General features: G+C 61.5%; 17 protein-coding genes. 10 read left to right on the top strand and 7 right to left on the bottom strand.

The window, feature by feature from the left end:
• Positions 1–80: 80 nt before the first annotated feature.
• The 4 genes from ACMFWR_RS25750 (at position 81) to ACMFWR_RS25735 (ending at position 7197) form a co-directional block, all read left to right on the top strand.
• On the top strand, positions 81–3272 hold the full coding sequence (locus ACMFWR_RS25750; protein WP_413195209.1) for an efflux RND transporter permease subunit: 3192 nt from the start codon (positions 81–83) through the stop codon (positions 3270–3272).
• A complete protein-coding gene (locus tag ACMFWR_RS25745) occupies positions 3262–4440 on the top strand; it encodes an efflux RND transporter periplasmic adaptor subunit (protein ID WP_413195208.1) in 1179 nt (392 codons plus the stop codon). Before ACMFWR_RS25750 ends, ACMFWR_RS25745 begins: the two co-directional genes overlap by 11 nt.
• Positions 4433–5947 carry an efflux transporter outer membrane subunit gene (locus ACMFWR_RS25740; protein ID WP_413195207.1) on the top strand — a complete coding sequence of 505 codons (1515 nt, stop codon included), beginning with the start codon at positions 4433–4435 and terminating at the stop codon, positions 5945–5947. The genes ACMFWR_RS25745 and ACMFWR_RS25740 overlap by 8 nt, the downstream gene beginning before the upstream one ends.
• A 509-nt stretch (positions 5948–6456) precedes the next feature.
• Entirely contained in the window at positions 6457–7197 is a 741-nt protein-coding gene (locus ACMFWR_RS25735; RefSeq protein WP_413195206.1) for a class I SAM-dependent methyltransferase, read from the top strand.
• A gap of 103 nt (positions 7198–7300) precedes the next feature.
• Here ACMFWR_RS25735 and ACMFWR_RS25730 read toward each other — a convergent pair whose 3' ends face one another.
• Positions 7301–8812 carry a CoA-acylating methylmalonate-semialdehyde dehydrogenase gene (locus tag ACMFWR_RS25730; protein ID WP_413195205.1) on the bottom strand — a complete coding sequence of 504 codons (1512 nt, stop codon included), beginning with the start codon at positions 8810–8812 and terminating at the stop codon, positions 7301–7303.
• A 705-nt stretch (positions 8813–9517) separates the two neighbouring features.
• On the opposite strand from ACMFWR_RS25730, the gene ACMFWR_RS25725 reads away from it, so the two are divergent.
• Together ACMFWR_RS25725 and ACMFWR_RS25720 are read left to right on the top strand one after the other, a co-directional pair.
• A complete protein-coding gene (locus ACMFWR_RS25725; protein WP_413195204.1) occupies positions 9518–10174 on the top strand; it encodes a peroxiredoxin in 657 nt (218 codons plus the stop codon).
• Between the two features lie 187 nt (positions 10175–10361).
• Entirely contained in the window at positions 10362–11267 is a 906-nt protein-coding gene (locus ACMFWR_RS25720; RefSeq protein WP_413195203.1) for an alpha/beta fold hydrolase, read from the top strand.
• Here ACMFWR_RS25720 and ACMFWR_RS25715 read toward each other — a convergent pair.
• From ACMFWR_RS25715 to ACMFWR_RS25700, 4 genes are all read right to left on the bottom strand, one after another.
• Complete coding sequence (locus ACMFWR_RS25715; protein ID WP_413195202.1) at positions 11251–11580, bottom strand: ArsR/SmtB family transcription factor; 330 nt, start codon at positions 11578–11580, stop codon at positions 11251–11253. The genes ACMFWR_RS25720 and ACMFWR_RS25715 overlap by 17 nt on opposite strands.
• The gene (gene ilvB, locus ACMFWR_RS25710) at positions 11580–13382 is read right to left on the bottom strand and encodes a biosynthetic-type acetolactate synthase large subunit (protein ID WP_413197349.1); all 1803 of its coding nucleotides are present in this window, start codon (positions 13380–13382) and stop codon (positions 11580–11582) included. The genes ACMFWR_RS25715 and ilvB overlap by 1 nt, the downstream gene beginning before the upstream one ends.
• A gap of 480 nt (positions 13383–13862) precedes the next feature.
• On the bottom strand, positions 13863–14453 hold the full coding sequence (locus ACMFWR_RS25705; protein ID WP_413195201.1) for a GlxA family transcriptional regulator: 591 nt from the start codon (positions 14451–14453) through the stop codon (positions 13863–13865).
• 6 nt (positions 14454–14459) lie between these two features.
• Positions 14460–17402 carry a 2-oxoglutarate dehydrogenase E1 component gene (locus ACMFWR_RS25700; RefSeq protein ID WP_413195200.1) on the bottom strand — a complete coding sequence of 981 codons (2943 nt, stop codon included), beginning with the start codon at positions 17400–17402 and terminating at the stop codon, positions 14460–14462.
• A 445-nt stretch (positions 17403–17847) separates the two neighbouring features.
• Between ACMFWR_RS25700 and ACMFWR_RS25695 the strand changes: the two genes are divergently transcribed.
• Positions 17848–18876 carry a GlxA family transcriptional regulator gene (locus ACMFWR_RS25695; protein WP_413195199.1) on the top strand — a complete coding sequence of 343 codons (1029 nt, stop codon included), beginning with the start codon at positions 17848–17850 and terminating at the stop codon, positions 18874–18876.
• Position 18877: 1 nt separating this feature from the next.
• Here the strand turns inward: ACMFWR_RS25695 and ACMFWR_RS25690 are convergent, their stop codons facing one another.
• Both ACMFWR_RS25690 and ACMFWR_RS25685 read right to left on the bottom strand, forming a co-directional pair.
• Positions 18878–19852: a LysR family transcriptional regulator gene (locus tag ACMFWR_RS25690; protein ID WP_413195198.1), complete on the bottom strand. Its 975-nt coding sequence runs from the start codon at positions 19850–19852 to the stop codon at positions 18878–18880.
• Positions 19853–20698: 846 nt separating this feature from the next.
• Positions 20699–21061 (bottom strand): hypothetical protein, encoded by a 363-nt coding sequence (locus ACMFWR_RS25685; protein WP_413195197.1) that lies wholly within the window; start codon positions 21059–21061, stop codon positions 20699–20701.
• Here ACMFWR_RS25685 and ACMFWR_RS25680 point away from each other — a divergent pair.
• From ACMFWR_RS25680 to ACMFWR_RS25670, 3 genes are read left to right on the top strand one after another with little or no spacing between them, the layout of a single operon-like run.
• Complete coding sequence (locus tag ACMFWR_RS25680; RefSeq protein WP_413195196.1) at positions 21027–22532, top strand: MFS transporter; 1506 nt, start codon at positions 21027–21029, stop codon at positions 22530–22532. The two genes, ACMFWR_RS25685 and ACMFWR_RS25680, sit on opposite strands and share 35 nt — an antisense overlap.
• A 12-nt stretch (positions 22533–22544) precedes the next feature.
• Complete coding sequence (locus ACMFWR_RS25675; RefSeq protein ID WP_413195195.1) at positions 22545–23615, top strand: HlyD family secretion protein; 1071 nt, start codon at positions 22545–22547, stop codon at positions 23613–23615.
• A 1-nt stretch (position 23616) separates the two neighbouring features.
• Positions 23617–25155, top strand: a complete 1539-nt coding sequence (locus tag ACMFWR_RS25670) for an efflux transporter outer membrane subunit (RefSeq protein WP_413195194.1) — start codon at positions 23617–23619, stop codon at positions 25153–25155.
• Positions 25156–25158: the final 3 nt, after the last annotated feature.

Raw genomic sequence — 25158 nt, 5'->3', positions numbered from 1 at the left:
TCGATATCAGTCGAAGCGACTCTGGTGGCCGGAGGGCGGATGGTGAACTTGCCTCCTGCTTTCGCAGTACTGGAGTTCTTATGATTGGCATCGTGCGCATTGCGCTTAAAAGGCCATACACGTTTGTGGTTCTGGCCGTGTTTATCCTTATCGTCGGGGTGCTTTCGTCATTCCGCACCCCGACCGATATTTTTCCTTCGATCAACATTCCGGTGATCAGTGTCGTGTGGCAATACACGGGACTGTCGCCGGATCAGATGGAAGGCCGTGTCATGGCCCCGTACGAACGGGTGCTGACGACGACCGTCAATGGCGTCGAACACATTGAAGGTACGTCGCTCACGGGCTACGGCATCGTCAAGATCTTCTTCCAGCCGGGCACCAATATCGCCACGGCAAATGCGCAGGTCACTGCCATTTCACAGCAGATCCTGAAGCAGCTGCCGCCCGCGGCCACGCCGCCGTTCGTGATCAACTACAACGCGTCGACGGTGCCGATCATTCAGCTCGCACTGTCCGGGAAGAGCCTGTCGGAACAGAATCTCGCCGACCTCGGGAAGAACCAGCTGCGTCCGATGCTCGCGACCGTCAACGGCGCCGCCATTCCGTTCCCGTTCGGCGGGAAAGACCGGCAAGTGCAGATCAACGTCGATCCCGCGCAGCTCGAGGCGCGCGGACTGTCTGCCCAGGACGTGCTCAATGCACTGTCCGCACAGAATCTCGTCACGCCGGTCGGCACCGAGAAGATCGGGAAGTACGAGTACACGCTTCAGCTCAATGACGCGCCGTCGACGATCAAGGCCATTGGCGGCCTGCCCGTCAAAGCCGCCAACGGCACGGTCGTTCATATGAACGATATCGCCGATGTGACCGACGGAAGTCCGCCGCAACCGAATATCGTCCACGTCGAGGGCAAGCGTTCGGTGTTGCTGACTGTCTATAAGAACGGCTCCGCATCGACGCTGGCCATCATCGGCGGCATCCGTGGGCGCGCTGCCGACGCGAAGGCTTCGCTGCCCGATGGTCTCAAGATTGATGCGATCGGCGACCAGTCGATCTTCGTACGCTCCGCCATTACCGGCGTGGCACGCGAAGGCATGATCGCCGCGATGCTCACGAGCGTGATGATCCTGTTGTTCCTCGGAAGCTGGCGGTCTACGGTCATCATCGCGACGTCGATTCCGCTCGCGATCCTCGGATCGATTGCCACGCTGTCGGCGCTCGGCGAAACGCTGAACATCATGACGCTCGGGGGACTCGCGCTCGCGGTGGGCATTCTCGTCGATGATGCGACGGTGACCATCGAGAACATCAACTGGCACCTGGAACAAGGCAAGGGTGTCGAGGACGCGATTCTCGACGGGGCCGCACAGATCGTGACCCCTGCTTTTGTTTCGTTGTTATGCATATGCATCGTCTTTGTGCCGATGTTCTTCCTGCAGGGCGTTGCGCGTTTCCTGTTCGTGCCGATGGCCGAAGCCGTGATCTTCGCGATGATTTCGTCATTCGTGCTGTCGCGTACGCTGGTGCCGACGATGGCGAAGTACCTGCTCAAGGCGACTTCGCATGAAGCCGAAGGCGGTCACGCGGAGTCGCAAGGTCGGTGGGCGCGGTTTCACCGTGGCTTCGAACAGCGCTTCGAGCGGATTCGCTCGAGCTACAGCGCGATGCTCCAGTATCTGCTGGAACGTCGTCGTGGTTTCGTCATTGGCTTCTTTGCATTCGTCGCGATGTCGTTTGCGTTGATGCCGCTGCTCGGACGCAATTTCTTCCCGGACGTCGATGCCGGCCAGATCCTTCTGCACGTGCGTGCACCGGTCGGTACGCGTATCGAGACGACGGCCGAGATCTTTGCTGACGTCGAAGCGCGCGTGCGTGCAACGATTCCGCCGTCCGAACTCGGCACGGTGGTCGACAACATCGGGTTGTCGTCGAGCTCGATCAACACCGCGTACAACAACACGGGCACGATCGGGCCGCAGGATGGCGATATCCAGATCTCGCTCAAGGAAGGGCATCACCCGACGGCCGCGTATGTGCGCAAGTTGCGTGAAGACCTGCCGCGTGCGTTCCCCGGTGTGACGTTCTCGTTCCCGCCCGCGGACATCGTGAGTCAGATCCTGAACTTCGGTTCGCCCGCGCCGATCGACGTGCAGATTCGCGGCAATAACCTGCCGGCGAACTTCGCCTATGCGAATCAGATGCTGCGTCAGATCCGGCACGTTCCGGGGATTGTCGATGCGCGCATCGAGCAGTCTCAGGCCAACCCGCAGTTCAACATCGATGTTGATCGGGACCATGCGGTGCTGCAGGGCATTACTGAACGTGATGTGACGAACAGCCTCGTGGTGCATATGGCCGGCTCGAGTCAGATCGATCCGACGTACTGGCTGAACCCGGCCAACGGCGTCGAGTACTCGATCGTGCTGCAAACCCCGCAGCACAGCCTCGATTCGCTCGCATCGCTCGTGAACCTGCCGCTCAGCGGCGGGACCGCGGCGAACGACGGTCAGGTCCTCGGCGGCGTGGCGAGCATTCACCGCACGATGAGCAATGAGGTCGTCAGCAACTACAACGTGCAGCCGATGGTCGAGGTGTTCGCCACGATCCAGGGCCGCGATCTCGGCGCCGTCTCGGCCGATATCCGGCACATCATCGCCGCGAATGCGAAGAGCGCACCGAAGGGATCGAAGGTGGTGCTGCTTGGCCAATCGCAAACGATGAACAACGCCTTCGGCGGCCTGTCGTTCGGGCTGCTCGGCGCAGTCGTGCTGATCTACCTGCTGATTGTCGTGAACTTCCAGTCGTGGGCCGATCCGGCCGTGATCGTCGCTGCCTTGCCGGGTGCGCTCGCGGGCATCGTGTGGATGTTGTTCGCCACGGATACCACGCTGTCGGTTCCTGCGTTGACGGGCGCCATCATGTGTATGGGGGTGGCGACGTCGAACTCCATCCTGGTGGTGAGTTTTTGCCGCGAACGTCTCGCCGAGCATGGCGATGCATTCAAGGCCGCACTGGAAGCCGGCGCGACCCGGTTCCGTCCGGTGCTCATGACGGCGCTCTCGATGATCATCGGCATGGCGCCGATGGCATTGAGTCTTGGCGAAGGCGGAGAGCAGAACGCGCCGTTGGGTCGTGCGGTGATCGGCGGACTTGTGTTCGCGACCGCTGCCACGCTTTTTATCGTGCCTGCCGTCTTTTGCATGATTCATTCGCGTCGGGGTCGCACGTCGACCGCTGCGATTTCCGGAGATTCCTATCATGTCGTTTGAACCCACATCGCGCGCATCGGGCGCGCAACGTCAGCTCTCGCTCGCAGGTCTTGTTGGTGGAGCACTTGCCGTCCTCATCGTTGTCGGCGGTGTCACGCACCGTATGAAGAGCGAGCACCAGCTCAAAGGCTGGACCGAGGCCCAGGCCGTTCCTTCGGTCAACGTCGTCATTCCTGCGAAGGAGGCGCCCGGCGGCTCGCTGGATCTCCCGGGCCGGCTCGAAGCGTTTGAAAGCGCACCGATCTATGCACGCGTAAGCGGCTACCTGAAGTCGTGGAGCGTCGATATCGGCACGCAGGTCAAAGCGGGTCAGGTGCTGGCTGAAATCGACACGCCTGAGCTCGACGAGCAGTTGAGCCAGGCACGTGCCGACCTCGCAAGCGCCAAGGCCGACGCCGTGCTTGCAAAATCCACGGCGGATCGCTGGCAGAGCCTTCAGGATTCCGACTCCGTCTCGCGTCAGGAAATCGACGAGAAGACGCAGGACGCCGCTGTGAAGGAAGCGCGCGTTCAGGCGGCGCAGGCCAACCTCGACCGGCTCGTGGCGACCAAGAGCTTTGCACGCATCGTTGCACCGTTCGACGGTGTGATCACGGCACGCGAAACCGACGTCGGTGCGTTGATCAACGCGGGCGGCGGTTCCGGGCCGCAGCTCTTCTCGGTGTCGAGCGTCGACAAGCTGCGCCTCTATGTGCGTGTGCCGCAGGAATATGCGCCGCAGGTCAAACCGGGCAGCGTCGCGACATTCGCCGTACCGGAGTATCCGGGCAAGCCGTTCAAGGCAACGGTCGTCAGCCTTGCCGACTCGGTGAACGAAGCGTCGGGCACGACCCTGGTTCAGTTGCTCGTCGACAACCCGGACCATCAGTTGCTGCCGGGGGGCTTTGTGAACCTGCACTTTGCGCTGCCGGCACGCGCCAATGCGTTGCGCCTGCCCGCCAGTGCACTGATTTTCGACAACCAGGGGCTGCGCGTGGCCACCGTCGACGGTAGCAATGCGATCCATTTCAAGCCGATCGCCATCGTCCAGGATCTCGGTAACGCCGTCGACGTCAGCTCGGGTCTCGCGGCGAGCGATCGCGTGATCGACACGCCGCCCGATGGTCTCGTCGAAGGGGATCATGTTCAGGTGATCGCCCCCGCTGTGAAGGGAGGCCATCATGAATAACAGATGGATTCAACGTGTGATCGGGCGCGAATGCGTTCCCGATGCCGTTCCCGAAACCGCGCGCGGCGATCGTCGCGAAACGAAGACGGCCTATCGGACATGGGCGCTGGCGATGAGCGCGATTGCGCTGGCCGCCTGCTCGCTCGCTCCGCCGTACAAGGTGCCGGACGTTCCGGTTGCGACGCAGTATCAATCGCAAGGACCCTGGACGACGGCAGCACCGGCAGATCAACTCGATCGCGCAGGGTGGTGGAAGCTGTATCAGGAACCGGAACTCGACGACCTCGAGCAACGGCTGATCGCGAACAATCACGACCTGCACGCGGCGCTGTTCCACTACGAACAAGCTCAGGCCTACATCAAGCAGGTCAGTTCGGATCTGTATCCGCACGTGGGCGCGTCCGGCAATATTCAGCGCGATCGCGAGTCGGATACGCGACCGTTGCGCCCGGCGGGCGCACCGAGCGACTACACGTCGGCGACACTGGGTCTGCAGGTGGATTACGAAGTCGATCTCTGGGGCCGTGTGCGCGACTCGGTGGCGGCAAGCAAGGACGAAGGTCAGGCGAGTCAGGCTGACCTCGCATCGACGCAGCTGAGCCTGGAAATCGAACTGGCGCGAAGCTATATCGATCTGCGCGGCCTCGATCAGCAGATCCAGCTGATCGAGGATACGAATCAGGCTTATCAAAAGGCACTGGACCTGACGCGCGACCGGCATCGTGCGGGCATCGTGTCGGACCTCGACGTGGCGCGTGCGACGAGTCAGTTGTCCTCGACCGAGTCGGAACTCACGCAGGTCAAGGCCAAGCGCGCGTTGCTTGAACACGCGGTGGCGGTGCTGGTCGGCGCGTCGCCATCGGAATTCACGATTGCGGCGAACACGCAGCCGATTGCGCTGCCGGCCATCCCGGTTGGCGTGCCGTCGACCTTGCTGCAAAGACGGCCGGATATTGCGGCCGCCGAGCGGCGCGTTGCGGCGGCGAATTCGAAGGTCGGTGTCGCGCGTGCTGCGTTTTTCCCGTCTCTGACGCTGAGCGCGGGAGGGGGCGTGCAGAGCTCGGTGCTCGGCACGCTGCTGAGCGCGCCGGCCTCTTATTGGACGCTTGGACCGACGCTCGCGCAATACGTGTTCGATGGCGGCAAGCGGCGTGCACAGCTGGCGTCCGCGAAGGAAGCGACCTCCGAGGCAGGTGAGCGCTACCGGAGCGTGGTGCTGGGTTCGTTCCGGCAGGTCGAAGACGATCTCACGCTGCTCGACGATCTCGGCACGGCCACGGGACAACAGCAAGACGCGGCGAACGCGGCCGATACGGCTGTCAATCTTGCGCTGGCGCGTTATCGGCGCGGTGCGGTCAGCTATCTGGACGTCGTTGAAGCACAGTCGGTCGCGCTGCAATCAGAGCGCAGTGTGATCGGTATTCGCACCCAGCAGCTCGACGCGAACGTCGATCTGATCCGGGCTTTGGGCGGCGGCTGGAACAAGGACGACCTCACGAGTGGCTGACACATCGGAGCGTATCGGAAGGTATGTGAAGCGACGTGAAGTGACGCGAAGTGACATGAAGGCAGGCGGAGGATTGCGATGTTGCGATCCTTCGCCTGCCTTTATGGCTTTAAAAAGAAGGTTTTTTGAAGTTTGCGCGGTATTCAAGAACCTTCTGAAATAATCGTTCCCCGAATATCGACTTAAGCGTTTGCCGCAGAAAACGATAAAACGGAAAACACGCCCTATTTCAGACGATTCGGGCATACCCGATCGATTCATTGCGTGGCATGCGTGCGCTAGCGCACGGCGGTAATACGGTCCCGCTGTATTAATGAGGCATCCAAAAAGCGCGCGACCTGAGACGGGCGCGGCATAACAATCATTCGAGCGCTAACGATTTGAGCCTGCCTCCCGAAGGTCGGCCCGGGCGAGCGCTGTCACCGGAATCTAGGGGCCAGGAACACGGTGCGAAGCGAAAGCTCGTCTCCTGGAAGCGGGGCTCAATGGAGATCTAGGAGAACGGCACGATGGATATCGCAACGAAAGAGAATATTGAAATCGATTTCTGGACGAATTCGGATACGGAAAGCCCGCAATCGAACGCAATTGAAAATATTCTCGAGAAAATGGCCGAGGGTCGAGTATTTCTTGAGAAGGTCAACACCTTTGCCCCGCTGTTTGAAAAGGCATCGACCGTGCTCGAACTGGGCGGCGGTCAATGCTGGGCAAGCTGCATCCTCAAGCGCCGTTTTCCGCACCTGCATGTCACCGGCACCGACATCGCGCCCGACGCGGTCGCGTCGGTCTGGAAGTGGGAGCACATCCATGAGTGCAAGGTCGACGACACGCGCGCATGCCGAAGCTATGACACGGGATTTCCCGACGCGTCGTTCGATGTGATCTTTGCGTATTCGGCCGCGCATCATTTCGTGCGCCATCGCAGCACGCTCGTCGAACTGAACCGTATCCTGAAGCCGGGCGGCACCGCACTCTATCTGCACGAGCCGACGTGCAATGCGTTGATGCATCCGATGGCGTACGCCCGCGTGAATCGCAAGCGGCCGGAAGTGCCGGAAGATGTGATGATCGCAAGCAAGATTGCCGAGCTTGCGCGTGAGGCCGGTCTCGCTGCGACCGTGAAGAACAGTCCGACGCTGACCAATCGCAACGCCGGACCGATGATGTACTACTACGTGCTTCGTCGACTTCCTTTCCTGCAGAAAGTCGTGCCTGTGACGGCGGACTTTATCTTTACCAAGCCGCGCTGAGCGCAGGCGATGTCGTATTGAACGGCGGGCATGGCGAACCCGACGCCCTTCATTGAGGGCGTCGGATCAGCGCTGCGTGCGTGATGCACCGTTGCCGGACCGCCTACAAGGCGAACTCGGCACCCTTTTCAAGGGTCTCGGGCCACTGCTGCGTGACGCTCTTGTACCGCGTGTAGAAGCGCACGGCTTCCTGGCCGTAGGTGTGATGATCGCCAAACAGTGAGCGCTTCCAGCCGCCAAACGAATGCCATGCCACCGGCACCGGGCTCGGGATATTGATGCCCACCATGCCGACCTGGATCTGCCGCGTGAACGCGCGAGCAGCACCGCCATCGGCCGTGAACAGCGTGACGCAATTGCCGAGCTCATGCGCATTGATCAGCTTGATCGCCGCAGCGAGATCCGGCACGCGGACAATCGACAGGACCGGCCCGAAAATCTCTTCGCGATAGATGCGCATATCGGGCGTGACGTTGTCGAACAATGTGCCGCCCAGGAAGAAGCCATTTTCGTGACCGGGGAACGCAAGCCCGCGCCCGTCGACCACGAGCTTCGCGCCCGCCTCGATGCCCGACTCGATATAACCGGTGACCTTGGTGCGATGCGCGGCACTGATCAGCGGACCCATGTCGAGATTCGGTTCGAGGCCGCCACCGATGCGCAGCGAGCGAACGCGCGGCGTCAGGCGTTCGATCAGCTCGTCGGCAACGCGGCCGACAGCGACGACAACGGAGGTGGCCATGCAGCGTTCGCCGGCCGAGCCATAGGCCGAGTTGATGATGGCTTCGACAGCCTGGTTCAGGTTGGCGTCGGGCATCACCACAAGATGGTTCTTTGCACTGCCCAGCGCCTGTACGCGCTTGCCGTGCCGCGCGCTTTCCGCATAGATGTATTCGGCGACCGGTGTCGATGCAACTGCCGAAATCGCGGATACATCCGGGTGTTGCATCAAGGCGTCGACGGTGCTCTTGTCGCCGTGAACGACGTTAAATACGCCCTTGGGGAAGCCGGCTTCGATAAAGAGTTCGGCGAGGCGAAGCGACGCCGACGGCGTGCGTTCCGAAGGCTTGAGAATAAACGTGTTGCCGGTGGCCGCGGCCATCACGAACATCCAGCACGGCACGACGACCGGGAAGTTGAACGGCGTGACACCCGCAGCGACGCCGACCGGTTGACGCAGATTCCAGCTATCGGTGCCGCTCGAGCTTTGATCCGTGAAATCGGTCTTGAGCAATTGGGGAATACCGGCGGCGAACTCGACAATTTCGATGCCGCGGATGACCTCGCCTTTTGCATCAGAAAGCAGCTTGCCGTGATCGCGCGTGATGAGCTCGGCGATTTCGTCGAGATGCGACTCGAGCAGCTCCTTGAACTTGAACATCAGGCGAGCGCGCTTGAGCGGCGGTGTTTCGCTCCACGTCACAAAAGCAGCTTGAGCCGCGGCGACAGCGGTGTCGACTTCCGCAGCACTTGCGACAGGCACGCGGCCCGAGAGCTGGCCGAGGGCCGGATCGTAGACGTCGTTAAAACGTCCGCTGGTGCCGGCCACGTGTTGACCGTTGATGAAATGCGTCAGGTCGCGCACGCGCACGGTGCTTTGATCTGCTTCGCTCATACGTCCTCCAGTAAGTCCAGTAAAAGATGCGGGCGCTGACGAAGCCCAGGGTTCGCCGTCGCGTCCAGAGGGAGTCGACGAATCCCTGAGGTGGTGAGAACAGTCTATGACTAGCGGTTCCGCGGCGCGGACCGGTTTGCGACGGCCTGGGGACAGTGTTTGTTGATTTCCGGCCAGGCGGTTCGACGCGGATTCCGTCGGGTGTTTTAGCGTGCCGATGTCACGTGCCTGTCACCGAGTCCGGCGCACGCCCGTGCAGCAGCGTGACGCACTGAGCATGAAGTGCTGATCGCACATCACCTTGACGATTTGACCCAGGCCGATGCGCAATGCGTAGCCGGTTCACACTGGCGCAGCGGGGCTTCGGATGCTGCTACGAAAGTTAGCCGTGACCAAACGAAGGTATGGGGCGTGCGCAAGCATTTCGGAAGCCAGCGATCGGTGCATGCCGACCGTACGTTCCGGTCGTGCATGCCGGGCGTGTGTTCGGGCTTCGCATCCGACCGCGCACCGGCCTGCTCGTGTGCTTGCTTATCTTCTTTGCTTATCTGCTTTCATGCGTGTGACCGAAGGCTCGCTTATGCCTGAAAGCGTATGATGCTCGGGTGACTTCCATGGTCGAGCTCCGGATGCATGCTCCCGGACGTTGGCATCCGGGCTCAACGCGAGCCCAATCCTCAACCCGTACTCAACAGGAGACGCAGCATGTCACTTCGCATCAACGACATCGCGCCGAATTTCACGGCGCGCACGACACAAGGCACCATCGATTTCCATAACTGGATCGGCGACCAATGGGCGATCCTGTTCTCGCACCCGAAGGATTTCACGCCGGTCTGCACGACCGAGCTGGGCTATATGGCGCGCATCGAGCCGGAATTCACCAAGCGCAATGCCAAGCTGATCGGTCTGTCGGTCGACCCCGTCGACCAGCATGAGAAGTGGGTGGCGGACATCGAAGAGACGCAAGGCGCGACCGTCAAATACCCGATGATCGGTGACACCGACCTCGCCGTTGCGAAGCTGTACAACATGCTGCCAGCCGACGAAGGTGAGACGAGCGAAGGCCGCACGGCCGCGACGAACGCAACGGTGCGCTCGGTGTTCATCATTGGTCCGGACAAGAAGATCAAGCTCATGCTCACGTACCCGATGACCACGGGCCGTAACTTTGACGAAATCGTACGCGTGCTGGATTCCATGCAAATGACCGCGAAGCATAAGGTCGCGACCCCCGCGAACTGGAAGCAGGGCGACGACGTGATCATCACCGGCGCAGTGAGCAACGAAGAAGCCGAACGGATGTTCCCTGGCTTCAAGACGATCAAGCCGTATCTGCGCACAACGGCACAGCCGAAGTAATCGGCAAGGCGGGCGGCCTTTGACGGCACGTCGCTTAATTTACCCGGGTGATATTGACTTTGTATTTAACCCGGATAAAAATAACGACGCGCTGAAAGGGGCTGCCTGTGCCGACAAAGGTTGAGATCGTTGGGCAGGCCGGACCGGAGAGGCGCACATCACCACTCGACGGCCAGGCCAACCCTCCATGCAACGACTCTTGGCAAGCGGTATTGAACTCGCCTACGACATCTTCGGCGACGAAGCGAATGAGGCGATCGTACTGATCTCCGGACTCGGCACTCAGCGTATTCGGTGGGCCGACCCGTTCTGCCTCACCCTCGCGACGCGCGGATATCAGGTGATCCGCTTCGACAATCGCGATGCAGGGGGTTCGACGCATTTCCATGAACACGCTGCGCCGGACTTCAATACGCTCGCCGCGACACTCATGGCGGGGCGGCGACCGCCCGTCCCCTACACGCTATATGACATGGCTCATGACGTCGTGGGCCTGCTCGATGCGCTCTCAATTCAACGTGCTCATATGGTTGGCCGCTCGATGGGCGGCATGATTGCGCAAGTTCTGGCCAGCGAACATGCGGACCGCGTAGCATCACTGACGTCCATCATGTCCGGCACGGGCAATCCATCGCTACCGGGTGCCGCGCCTGACGTGATGGCGATGATGATGAGCCCGGCACCGGATCCGAGGCTCGACGAAGCGGCATATGTAGCGCACAAAGTTGCATTTGCACGGCGTATCGCAGGCTCAGCTTTTCCGTTCGACGAATCGCATCATCGCGAACTCGTGAAGGAAGAACTCCGCCGCGCTTACGACCCGGCGAGCACAGGCCGACAGATCGCTGCCATCGCGGTCGCCGGTGACCGACGCGCGCAACTGGCGACAATCAAGGCACCGTCACTCATCGTTCACGGGTTGGACGACCCATTGGTTCATCCCGCGTGCGGAGAAGACACCGCTTCCTCGATTCAGGGAGCGGAGTGGATGCCGATCGCCGGAATGGGCCACGATATTCCTGCGCCGCTATACGATAGATTGGCAAGCGCAATCGAACGAAACGCGTGGCGTGGGATTAAAGACGCGCGCTGATCTCGCTCGCGAAGGCGCGGATCACGTCTTCGTTGCGAGAGAAGAACGTCCACTGGCCGACGCGCTCGGATACGAGCAACCCGGCCTGCGTCAGCGCTGCCAGATGCACGGACACTGTCGATTGCGACAACCCGCTGCGCGTTTGAATCGCAGTCGACGGCACGCCGTTCGCCGGGCCCGCGAGCTGATGCACGAACGCTTCGTCCGGTCGCTTGAGCCACTCGAGTACATCCCGACGGAATGGGTTCGCGAGGGCCTTGTGGATCAGGTCAAGGTCCATCGCGAAGCGCTTCGTCGTGTCAATGCGCGGCATCAGAACATATCGGCGGCTTGCAGGCGCACGACACCGTCCTGAGGTTGCGTGTCCGTGGAGCGCGAAGGAATGAACGGCCCCGTCAGCATCGTCGCAAAACTTTGCCCCGGTCCGACGATCGGGAACACGTCGGCAATCGGGTCGATCATCACCTCGAGAAATGCAGGGCCCTTGAATTCGATAAAGGCCTTGAGATCCTCGTCGAGCTGCTCTTTGCTTTCGACACGACGCGCGAACTCAAACCCGTCGGCCTTCGCCGCCATCAGAAAGTCCTTGCGGTGCAGGGTCTTGTCACTGACGAAAAAGCGGCCTTCATAGAAGAGCTGTTGCCATTGCCGGATCATGCCGTCGCCGCGATTGTTGAGCAACAGGACCTTGACCGGCGCGTCGTACGTGCTGGCGGTCTCCAGTTCGCCCATATTCATCCGGATGCTGCCGTCGCCGTCGATGTCGATCACGAGTGCATCGGGTCGCGCGAATTGCGCGCCGATCGCCGCGGGCAGGCCGAAGCCCATCGTGCCCATGCTGCCTGAGGTCAGGAAGCTTCGGGGTTCGACGAAGTCGAAAAACTGCGCGGCCCACATCTGATGCTGGCCGACGCCCGTTGTGATGATGGCGCGTCCGCCCGTCAATTCGCTGAGTCGTTCGATTACGAACTGCGGCTGAATCGCAGGGTTGTTGCGATCGTAGTTCATGCCGTAGACGCGCTTGAGTTCCATCACTCGGTCGAGCCATTCAGCGGGCGGCTGCATCGGGACGTCATGCTCCATTAGCGACATCAATGCGTCCTTCGCGTCGCCCACGTGACTCCAGTCCGCACGTTTGATCTTGTTGATCTCGGCGGCGTCGATATCGATATGCGCGACATGGCGCGCGTTGGGTGCAAACGTTTCGGGACGCCCGCCCGCGACGCGGTCGTCGAAGCGTGTGCCGACGGCGATCAGAAAGTCGCAATCGTCGACGGCGTAGTTCGCGCACGCTGTGCCATGCATGCCCAGCATGCCGAGGTTGAGTTCGTGTCGCGCGGGGATCGCACCGAGTCCCATCAACGTCGTGACAACCGGAATGCGATGGCGTTCGGCGAAGTCCTTCAACGCTGCTGTCGCACGCGACGTGATGATGCCGCCGCCCACATACAGCACGGGGCGCTTGCTTTGCTTGAGCAGTTCGAAGAAGGCAGCACGCCGGGTCGGCTTCAGATGTGCGCCTTTGGCCACGACTTTCAGGCGGTCGGCGTAGCCACGAAGCTGCAAGGTGCCCTGGCCTTTGTAGGCGCCGATCCAGTTCTGGATGTCCTTCGGCACGTCGACCACGACCGGACCCGGCCGACCTGTGCGCGCGACTTCAAAGGCGGTCCGCAAGGTCTGCTCGAGCTTCTCGGGGTCGGTCACGAGAAACACTTGTTTTGCGCACGCCGACATGATGTTGACGACAGGCGCTTCCTGGAACGCATCGGACCCGATCATGGAGCGCGGCACCTGTCCGCAGATCAGCACGACGGGAATCGAATCGCCATTGCAGTCGGCGACCGGCGTCAGCGCGTTGGTTGCGCCAGGTCCGGAGGTGACCATGAACACGCCGACTTTCCCGCTTGCCCGCGCGTAGCCCGCGGCCATGAATCCGGCTGCCTGCTCATTGGCCGGCACGACCAGCTGGATCTGCCGCTCGGGGCGGGCAGCATGCATGGCGTTATAGCGGAACACCGCATCGTAGGTCGGAAGGATCGCGCCGCCGCTGTAACCGAACAGCGTGTCGACACCTTGCTCGGCCAGTACGCGCAGGATGATATCGGCACCCGACATGATGTTGCTCTCGTCGGCTGGCGTTGAAGCGGCAGCGGCGCCCGACGAAACCGAAGAGGCAAGCGCAGTGATAGGGGCAGCGGGGGCAGCAGGAGAAGCAGTAGTCGTCGCTGCAGAAGCAGCAATAGCAGGTTTGGCGTTCATGACTGGCTCGCATGGAAACCGGCGCCGATCGGATCGGCGGCCACAATCAAAATTCGATTTCCCTTTCAACTCGAGAACAGCATATGTTCGACACCAGCAGGCGGACGATCGGTCGGGCGGGGTCTCCGCACAGTGCTCGTTCCGCCGGGCCCAATCTTGTGGGGTGCTTCTGGAAGAATTGCGAGGGGCGTGCAGTCATTCTCCAACGTTCACGCGTGTCTTGTCGTACCGGGAGCGTGCATGGCGGGCCAAAATCGATGCGTTTCGCGCCAACCCGCTCGCAAGAATCGAAAGCGGGCCGTGTTGTGTCGTATCGCGACGATTCCGCGTCGCTTCTCAGCGCGACGGTTGCATCAGGGCGTTCGTGACGCCGGTTGCGATGTGCGGGCCGAGATCTTCTCTGACCAGCGCCAGCGCGAGATGCATGCCGTCGTACACGCCACCCGATGAGTACAGATTGCCGTCCTTCAGGTTGCTGAGATTGCTCATGACATGCACGAACGGATGCGCGTTCGCCAGGCGCTGAGCATCGTCGACATGCGTGGTGAGCCATCGATGATCGGCAAGGCCTGCGCGCGCCACGAGGAATGCGCCGCTCGATACGCAGATCAGGCGTCGCGCCCTGCGCCCGGCTGCGCTGAGCCAGTCGACGATATCGTCGCGTTCATCGCGCGCCTGCACTGACGTATGCACCGATGAGCCGCCGGGTACCACGACGATATCGAAGGACAGATGCCTGTCGACGAGGCTCGCGGTCGTGCCGACCGCGGTACCGTTCGACGATACGACGGGGCCTTCGGCGGGCCCGACCAGATGCGGTTCGTAAAACGCACTGCCATGCAGGCGGTTCGCTTCATGGAACACATCCATCGGGCCCGTCACCTCGAGCAGCCGAAACCCCGTGTAGAGCATCATCGCAACGCGCATGGACCGCTACTCCGCAAAGGCGCTCGAAAGCAGCTCGGCCTGAATGACGGCGTGCACTGAGTGATAGCCCGGCGCTGTCGACGCCGACTCCGCAGGGCCTGCATAGCGCAGCGTGGCACCCGCAGGCAGCACGTCACGCAAACGCGGCTCGGCGAAGCCCCAGGCGCCCTGGTTGTGCGGTTCTTCCTGGCACCAGACGACGGATTTGAGATTGGCGTACTGCGCGAGCTCTTCCGCAAGCCGTTGCGACGGGAACGGATAAAGCTGCTCGACGCGGATGATTGCGGTGTTGTTCGCACCGGACGTGCGCCGGCGTTCGAGCAACTCGTAGTAGGTTTTGCCCGAAGTCACGATGACGCGCTCGATCTCGGATGCACGCGACGATTCGACCGGCGAATCGACAAGCACTTCCTCGAAGTCGCCGCGCGACAGGTCGTCGAGCGTGTTCACCGCTTCGTGATGACGCAGCAACGACTTCGGCGTCATGACGATCAAAGGACGGCGGTCGAACGAGAGGGCCTGTTTCCGGAGCAGGTGAAACATCTGTGCCGGCGTCGTCGGCTGCACCACGCGCATATTGTTCTGCGCGCTCAGCTGCAAATACCGTTCGAGTCGCGCTGAAGCGTGTTCGGGTCCCTGGCCTTCTTGCCCGTGGGGCAGGAACATTGTCAATGCGCTGTGTTGGCCCCACTTCGCAGCAGCCGCGGCAACGAACTGATCGATGATCACTTGCGCGCCGTTGGCAAAGTCGCCGAATTGCGCTTCCCAGACGACGAGCGCGTTGCGATGGACGATCGAATAGCCATATTCAAATGCCAGCACCGCAGCCTCCGACAGGATGGAGTTCGTGACCGACAGGCGTCCCTGCATGTCGTCGATGTGCTCGAGCGGCAAATACACGCCGTCTGTCCGATTCGTACGCTTCTGGTTGTGCAACACGGCATGGCGGTGATTGAACGTACCGCGTGCGCTGTCTTCGCCGCTCAGGCGAACGTCGACGCCCAAACCCAGCAGCGAAGCAAACGCGAGATGCTCAGCCATACCCCAGTCGACGGGCTTCTTTCCTGCGGCCATATCGCGGTGCGAGGCAATCATCTTGGCGACGAGCGGGTGAAGCTCATAGCCTTCCGGAATCGTTGAAACACGCTGCGCGAGAAACTGCACGCGCGACAGGGACGGTGCGCTGTAGTCGAGCGAACCCCGATCGCGCGCATCGGTCTGCTGCAGTGTCAGCGGTTCGGCGCTGGCAGGGGCGCGTGTATCGGCGGTGGCATCGGCACTGTCACTTCCGTTGGCAATCGCCGCAGCTGCGTCGTTGGAGTCAGCTTCAACGTCGGCGTTCGCGTCGTGAGCGGTTGCCTCACTGACCCGTGCCTGCCACTCGTGAGCCCGTTCAAAGACGTCGCGACGCGCGGCCACATAGCCTTCAACGTCTTCTGCCGTCACCACACCTTGTGCGATGAGCTTGTGTGCGTAGATCGTGCGCGTGCCGGGGTGTGCCGCAATGGCGCGATACATCAGCGGCTGCGTGATGGCGGGTGTGTCCTGCTCCTGGTGACCGTACTTGCGGAAGCAGATCAGGTCGATGACGACGCTGCGCTGGAATTCCGTGCGGTAGTCGAGTGCGAGACGAACCGCCAATGCCACCGCTTCGGGGTCGTCACCGTTCACGTGCAGCACCGGAGCTTCGATCATCTTGGCGATATCGGTCGTGTAGAACGACGAACGCGTATCGCGCGGATCCGAGGTCGTGAAGCCGATCTGGTTGTTGACCACGATGTGCACCGTGCCGCCCGTGCCGTGGCCGCGCGTATAGGACAGGCTCAGCGTTTCCATCACGACGCCCTGACCTGAGATTGCCGCGTCGCCGTGGATTTCCACGGGCAGGACTTGCGTGCTGTCGCCGCCGGGCAAGGTTTCCGCCTTCGCGCGCGCCATGCCTTGTACGACCGGATTCACGGCCTCGAGGTGCGACGGATTGAAGGCAAGCACGACTTCGACCGGGCCGTCGTCCGTTTGCGTGATGCTGCTGAAGCCCTTGTGATACTTGACGTCGCCTGCAGGCAGATCGTTGGCGCCCTTGCCGTCGAATTCGTCGAACAGAGCGTGGGCGGGCTTGCCCGCCACGTTCACCAGCACATTCAGGCGACCGCGGTGCGCCATACCCATGATGACCGAGCGCAATTGCTTGGTCGCACCGTAACGCACGAGCTGGTCGAGCAGCACGATCAGCGATTCGCCGCCTTCGAGCGAGAAGCGCTTTTGCCCGACGTAGCGTGTATGAAGGTACTTCTCGAGCCCCTCGGCGGCAGTCAGGCGCTCGAGGATCGCGCGCTTTTCCGTAGCGGAGAACGACGCTGTGGCACGTGTCGACTCGAGCTGCATCTGCCACCAGCGGCGTTGAGCGGCGTCCGTCAGGTGCGTGAACTCGGCGCCGAGCGTGCCCGTATACGTTTGTTTGAGTCCCTCGACGATGTCCTGCAATGCAGCGTCGTCGTCGAACAGGAAGGTGTCGGACGTGCTGAAGCGCGTCGACATGTCTGCCGCCGTCAGCCCGTAGTAGGCCGGCGTCAGTTCGGCCAGCGGGCGCGGAGGCGTCCACGTGAGCGGGTCCAGATTGGCAACGCGGGTGCCGACCATCCGGTATGCCGCGATCAGCGACTGCACGGCGACCTGCTTTCTTGCGAGGCCGAGGCCACCGTCGCCAGGGGCAGCGGCAGTCGCAGTGCGGGGCCGTTTGGCGAGTTCGACGAAATTCGACACGACGGGAGCGTGGGGTTCATCGTCGCGATCGGTGCCGTCGATCGCCGGCGTTTCGCGCAGCGCGTCGAAATAGGCGCGCCACTCGTCGGTGACCGACGCCGGGTCGGCCAGATAGAGCTCGTATTGCTCTTCGACATACGGCGCATTGCCGCCGAACAAAAATGAGTTTTGACGTTCTTCCAACATGATGACTGTGTCCTGAGTTGCCGTGCGACCCGACATCGACCGCGACTTGTGCAGCGGCGGGACAGTCCCGGCCGCCTTGTTGAAATCAAGTCTAGTAGCCGGGGGCGGCGTGCAAACGCCCGGATGGCGCGGTGTCTGGCCAATAACGATGCGTTTTAGGCCAGCGTCTGCGGGCGGTGCTCCGGTGCGCCGGCCATGAGGGAAAGGGCGGGTTTTTTGTCCCCGGAAGCCTTACCGGACGCGCATCAATGCGTGATGTCTTCTTACATGCACGCAAAAGTCAAATTCCGGTTGTGGTGTCTTTCGTCTGGACCCTCTGCGATAAGCTGGGTCATCCCTAGTGAGTACTGGCAACCAGGCTGATCAGCGAGGCGAATGCGCCGCTGACATAGCGAACCGACCGCCGGTATGCACGCAGACATGCTTACTTTGCGAAGGTCCCGAGATGAAAGTCGCCATTGTTGTGTTTGACGGTGTGCAGGCGCTCGATGTGGCAGGTCCCCTCGACGTGTTCGCCGAAGCCAACACGATGCTGTCCGAGCATCAGAAGTACGAGGTCTCGCTCGTGAGTTTGCGTGCGGGGTCCGTGACTTGCTCGAACGGCATGCAGCTCACCGTGCCCTACGGCTATGCCGACATCGATACTCACTGGGACCTGATTCTCGTCGCGGGCGGCCCGCAGCTGCCCGATACGCAGATATCCGGTGCCTTTATGGACTGGCTGCGAGACCAGACGCGCGATGCCGACCGCTTCGGCTCGGTATGTACGGGTGCGTTTGTGCTGGCTCATGCGGGCTTGCTCGACGGCAAGGACGCGACGACTCACTGGGCCGATGCCGAACGCCTCGCCGATGAATTTCCGCAAGTCCGGGTGCAACCCGACAAGATTTTCGTGCGCGACGGACGTCTGATCACGTCGGCCGGGGTGACCTCGGGTATCGATCTCTGCCTGTCGCTCGTGACGGAAGACTGGGGCCATGAACTCGCGGTGCGCGTGGCCAAGCGCCTGGTCGTCTATATCCATCGCGAAGGCGGCCAGTCGCAGTACAGCCCCTACATCGGGACAGGCAAGGAAGACGACCCGATCATCGGGAAAGTGCATCAGTACGTGACGGATCACATCACCGACGCGCTGTCGATCGAGCAACTCGCGAGCGCGGTGTCGGTCAGCCGCCGGACGTTTTCGCGGCTCTTTGCGAAGTATGCGAAGGTCACGCCGTCCGCGTTCGTCGAGCAGGTTCGCGTCGATACGGCGAGAAAGCTGCTTGAAGATACCGACGCGCCGCTGAAGACCGTCGCTTTCAAATGCGGCTTTCATAGCGCAACGCATATGCGAACGACCTTTGCGCGTCGGCTCAATGTGACGCCCAAGCAATACCGTCAGCGTTTCCGCGACGAACCGGGTGCCGAGCGACTCGCGCATCGCGCGGTCAACGAACCTGTCGCGCCGTTTTATTTGCGCGCAGCGGCGTAGTTCATTGTCCGGCGCTGCTCGCGCCGGCCGGGCTCGCTGCACTTGCGGGGCCCGGACCATGGATCACGCTTTCCGCATACTGCAGATGCACGTTCCTGCGGAGCGTCTCGGTGACGAACTCCACGAATGCCCGAATCTTCCCGCTGGCTCCTCGACGCTCGACGTGAAGCAGGCTCACCGGCGTAGGCTCCGGCTCGAAAGCGGTCAGAATCGGGTGGAGGCTGCCGTCGATGACTTCCGAGGCGGCCTGATACGACAGGAGCTGTGTGACGCCGACGCAGTCGACTGCAGCCATCACGGCAGCCGGCGCCAGATCGACGGTCATGCGCGGCTGGAGCCGCACGGGCAGCCGCGTGCCGTTCTCGTAGTACGACCACTCTCCGGGCAGTGTGACGCCCGTGAAAGAGACGCAGTGATGGTCGACGAGTTCTCTGGGGTGCAAGGGTTCGCCATGCGCGGCGAGATAGCCGGGCGCGGCATAGGTGCGCCGGCGGACAAATCCCAGTGGCACGGCAAACGTCGACGAATCGCCGAGATGGCCGATGCGAATGGCGATATCGACGCCGTCTTCGAGTAAGCGCGTCGTGCGATCAACGTACACGGCATTGACCGCGACGTCCGGAAAACGACGGACGTAGGCATTGATGAGCGGCGCAATGAATCGCTGGCCGAACAGGACCGGAGCGGAGACCGTCAGGGTGCCGACAGGGTTGTGATGGTCTGCCGAAATCGTGGCTTCGGCATCGGCGATCGTATCGAGCACCGCGCGGCACGCATCGACATAGGCCGTGCCGGCGTCGGTGGGCCGCACGGTTCGCGTTGTGCGCGCCAGCAATTGCGTTCCGAGCCGTCCCTCAAGCGAATGGAGCGCTCGTGAAACGGCCGGTGTCGACATACCCAGCTTTTCCGACGCAGCCTTGAGGCTACCCCGGTCGACGATGGCGACAAACACCTCCATCTCGCGCAATTTATCCATCCTGATTCCCAACCCGATTCCCGATCACGCATGCACGGCGCGATGCACATGACCCGTCACTTCGTCCTCGTCGATCATCGCGATCTCGGTGGAAGTGAATGGTCTCAATCGGCCGGTCCCGGATTCTAAGCAGCGCTTCGCGCGATGTGTTGCGCGCGGGCATCGATTGGCATAAAGACGACTCAATTTGGCCGTAATCCATTCATTTAGAACGGGTGCCATGAGGTTTTTCTGATTGTTGTAATTGCACTCAAAAATATCATGCTTCGGCGGCGCGTCATGACTCGAAAAAGACTCTTTCCGCTTTTGAATTACGACTAAGCAATGCGTCAATTCAAACGATATCTACAAATGATGTTTCTCAGGGGAGTGTGCACCGTTGCGCGCTTTCCACATCAGAAGGTATAGCGTGCGCAACGAAAAGGTGCGGCATGTTTTCAGGGACGTAAACCCGAACGCGGGTCTTTGAAATCCATAGACGATTACCGATAAAAAGCACGTTTCGCGCCCTGCGTGACAGGGTGGCCGGGACTATGATCCAGCCACGATGAGCGTGTGGATCCTTGTCCCGCCGGCTCGTTAGATCAATTCAAACAAAGCCGTGTTGAGCGTTGATTTATAGGGAGTCCTACGTGTGGCAAGAATGTCAAACGTATTGGCCCAATACATCGCTGTCTGAGCCTTCAAGAGGCGGTCGATATCTCTACAATTTTCTTACACGCCGCTTTGTGGCGACACGATGAGTCGATCGACTCCGCGACAGCCTTCAAGGGCTGGGTTTGCTGTGATCCATAGGGTTGTGATGCCGGGATCGCCTCGACATCGTGCCGTTCACAACGGTCCTTCTTAACTGCGATGCCCCTTTGATTGCGAGTAGCGAGTGGACGTCATGACTACGGCCAACCCTTCGAACACAGCGAACGCGCCGGCAACACCGCCCGCATCGCCCTCGACGACGCAGGAGCCCGCGCCCATGGGTGCGACCGTAGCCGATTCGGAACTCGCGCCGGCGCCATCGCTCACACCTGCACCTGCACCTGCACCTGCACCTGCACCTGCACCTGCACCTGCACCTGCACCTGCACCTGAAGCGTCGCTCGCACCGGTACCTGCTCCGGCACCCGCGCCCGTAGCGGCGACGTCGGCCCCGGTTCCGCCTGCGGCCCAAGCCACAATGTCATTGCAACTCGCCGTCGGGCTGATTGGCATGCTGCTCGCGTCGTTGCTCGCCATTCTCAACGAGCAGGTGACGGCAATTTCGATGGCCGACATCCAGGGTGCGCTCTCGATCGGACATGACGACGGAACGTGGCTGACGACGCTGTTCGAAGCGGCCAACGTGTCGACGATGGTCTTCGCACCGTGGTTCGGCATCACCTTCACGCTCAAGCGATTCACGATCGCCGCCGTCGTCGCGACGATGCTGTTCGGGTTCCTGTGTCCTCTGGCACCGAACCTGATGTCGCTCTATGTGCTGCGTGTCCTGCAAGGCATTGCCGGCGGATGCCTGCCTCCGATGCTGATCATCGTCGCACTGCGTTACCTGCCGCCGAAGGTCAAGCTGTATGGACTCGCCGGATATGCGCTCACCGCGACCTTCGGCCCCGCACTGGGCACGCCGCTCGCCGCGCTCTGGACCGAGTTCGTCGGCTGGCGCCTTGCGTTCTGGCAAATCATTCCGATGGGCCTGATCAGTTGCGCGGCAATCCAGTGGGGCTTGCCTTCCGACCCGCTCAAACTCGAGCGCTTTGCGACGTTCAATTGGCTGGGGTTTCTCACAGGCGGACCCGCCATCGCGATGCTGGTCATCGGTCTGCTGCAAGGCGACCGGCTCGACTGGCTGAGTTCGGACTTTATCCGCCTGATGTTTATCGGCGGAGGCGCACTGCTTGTGGTGTTTCTCGCCAATGAATGGTTTTATCCGGTGCCGTTCTTCAAGCTCCAGTTGCTCGAGCGCCGGAACTTCGCACATGGTCTTTCGTCGTTGGCGGGCGCGGTGATCCTGCTCGTCGGCGTTGCTGCGATTCCCGGACAGTTTCTCGCGCGCATTCATACATATCGCCCGCTGCAAACTGCACCGCTGTCATTGCTGGTCGCGGTGCCCTTGCTGATCGCGCTGCCGCTGACGGCGGCCGCCATGAACACGCGCCGCGTCGACCACCGCTGGGTCATGGCGATCGGGCTGAGCCTCATGATCGCGACGTGCGTGATGGGCAGCTATATGACGTCCGAGTGGATCCGCGATAACTTCTACCTGTTGCAGTCGCTTCAGATTGTGGCGCAACCGATGGTCATCATGGCCATCCTGATGGGCGTCACAACGGGTCTGCCACCGACGGAAGGACCGTTTGCCTCAGCGATGTTCAACACATTCAAGACGTTCTTCTCGGCGGTCGCCACCGGCCTGATCGAAGGCGTCGGCACCGATCGTGAGCGGCTCCATTCGAACATGCTCGTCGATCAGCTGGGCAACCACGCGCTCGTCACGAGCCAGAGCATCAACGCGTCGCACGGTATCGGCGAACTCGCCCACCGGATTCACGAGCAGGCGCTGGTGCTGACTTCCGCAGATCTGTATCGCGTGATGGCGGGTGTTGCCGTCGCGCTGCTTCTCCTGGTGCCTGTGTTGCCCGTGCGGATTTATCCGCCGTGGTGCACAACGCCGCCGTCATCCCACTAAGGGTCGATCATCATGTCCACCGCTACTCGCTCTCCTCTCAAACTCGTTCGCATCGCCGCGGTCCTCGTTGTGCTCGGCGTCGGTGTCTGGGGCTGTTCCACCCTGTTTTCGAATCCGGCCACGGAGTCGACGAACGATGCCTATGTCGAGGCGGATTTCACGCTCGTTGCGCCACGCGTCGCGGGACAGATTTCCGACGTGCTGGTCGACGATAACGAGAACGTCAAGGCGGGGCAGGTGCTCGTGCGTATCGACGATCGCGACTACCGCGCGGCGCTGATGAGTGCGCAAGCGGATGTCACGGCCGCCAAAGCTGCAGTCGCGAACTACGACGCCGAGATCGCGCGTCAGCCTTCGTTGGTCGACGAGGCCCGCGCAACGCTGAAATCCGATGCAGCAGCGATCGAGTTTGCGCGACAAAACGCGGCGCGCTATCAAAACCTGTCGGATGCCGGCGCCGGCACCGCGCAGGAGCAGCAGCATGCGACAAGCACGCTCGCCGAGCAGCTTGCTCAGCAGGCACACGATCAGGCTGCGTTGACGACGACGCAGCAAAATCTCGATGTATTGCGTACTCAGCGTGACAAGGCAGCAGGCGCAGTCGACCGCGCGCAAGCGGTGCTCGAGCAAGCCAAGCTCAATCTGTCATACACGGAGATCCGCGCGCCCGTCGACGGCAAGGTGGGCCGGCGTTCCGCGCGCGTTGGCGCCTACGTGACGCCCGGTGCGTCGGTGCTGGCCATCGTGCCGCTGTCGGACGCCTACGTGGTGGCCAATTTCCAGGAAAACCAGATCACGCATATGCGCCCGGGTGAAAGCGTACGCATCAAGGTCGACAGCTTTCCGGGTGTCGTGATCCATGGCCATATCGACAGCCTGGCACCTGCCACCGGCGTGAGCTTTGCGCCGATCGCGCCGGATAACGCGACGGGTAATTTCACCAAGATCGTTCAGCGTGTGCCGGTCAAGATTCGCATTGATCACGGCCAGCAGGCTGCGTCCGAGCTGAGCGTGGGGCTGTCCGTTGAAACGGAAGTGAACGTGCGCGATGGCAGCGACGATCATGCGCAAAAGGTGGATTGACATGGACACGCGCACCTATTCGTTCAGCACGTCGCTGCTGGCCATCGTTGCGAGCCTGATGATGGCAGGGTGCATGGTCGGCCCGGATTTCCAGCGGCCGACGAGCACGACTCCTGACGTCTTCGACCGGACGCAGTCCGCGCAGGCGCCGAGCAAGCCGGTCGAGGCGGAGTTCACGCCAGACTGGTGGACCTTGTTCAACGACCCGACGCTGAACACCCTTGAGAAACAGCTGGCCGATGCGAATCTCGACGTGGCTGCGGCGTCTGCGCGCTTGCGGCAGAGTCGTGCGGAACAACGCGTTGCAGGGGCGGCGGAATATCCGACGCTCGACGGCGCGGCTTCGTACAACCGTGAACGTGGGAGCGAGAACGGCATTCTGTCGTTGCTTGGTGTGACACCTACGCAAACGCAGACGCAGTCAGCGGCCGGCAATACCGGCCTGGGTGTCGCTCCGCTACCCGGTTCGTCGGGTTCACCGGCCTACAACCTGTATCAGTTCGGTTTCGATGCGTCGTGGGAAGTCGATATCTGGGGGCGTGTGCGTCGTGGTGTCGAAGCGGCGACGGCTTTATCTCAAGCTTCATACGAAGACTGGAACTCGATCCTGTTGTCGGCGCGCGCCGAGCTTGCGCGCGACTATGTCGATCTGCGCGATACGCAGTCGCTGCTTGCCATCGCGAACCAGAACCTCGACATCGCTCGCAATGCATTGAAGCTGACTCAGGTTCGAGTGCACGAAGGTGTGACTACCGAACTCGACGTCGACAATGCATCGGCCCAGGTCGAGACCATTCAGAGCCTGATTCCGACGCTGGAGTCGCGAAGCGAGACGGATATCAACGCGATCGGTGTGCTGCTCGCGGAAGAACCGGGCGCGCTCAAGCAGACATTGGCCGATGCGCATGATGTGCCCGAGCTTCCAGGGCAGGTGCCGATCGGATTCCCCTCTGAGCTGGTGCAACGCCGACCCGATATCCGCAAGGCCGAGGCGGAGCTTCATGCTGCGACGGCTTCGATCGGCATGGCGAAGGCTGATTTTTATCCACGTATCTCGCTCAACGGCAGCGCCGGGTTCCAGAGCCTGCAGTTGTCGAACCTTGCGAACTGGGCGTCGGGCCAATTTGTGGTCGGGCCATCGATCACGATGCCGATTTTCGAAGGCGGGCGGCTCAAGGGCACGCTTCACTTGCGCGAAGCGCAGCAACAGGAAGCGGCCATCATGTACAAGCACACGGTGCTCGACGCGTGGAAGGAAGTCGATGATGCACTGGTGACGTACGACGCAGAGCAACGTCGTCGAGATCGTCTGACCGAAGCGGTGAAATTTAATCAGAAGGCACTCGTCGTCGCTCAGCAACGATATAAAGCCGGTGCGATCGACTACCTCGATGTGCTCAATGTGCAGAAGCAGTTGCTCGATGCGCAGAGCAGTCTCGAACAGAGCAAGGCCACAGCGGATGCCGATCTGATCTCGCTCTGCAAGGCATTGGGCGGTGGCTGGGAAACGACCTACGGTCCTCAGGTCGTGTCCCGGTAGCAA

This window comes from Pararobbsia alpina, from assembly GCF_965118125.1.
GTDB lineage: Bacteria > Pseudomonadota > Gammaproteobacteria > Burkholderiales > Burkholderiaceae > Pararobbsia > Pararobbsia alpina_A.
This window is presented reverse-complemented; position numbering and strand designations above follow the sequence as displayed.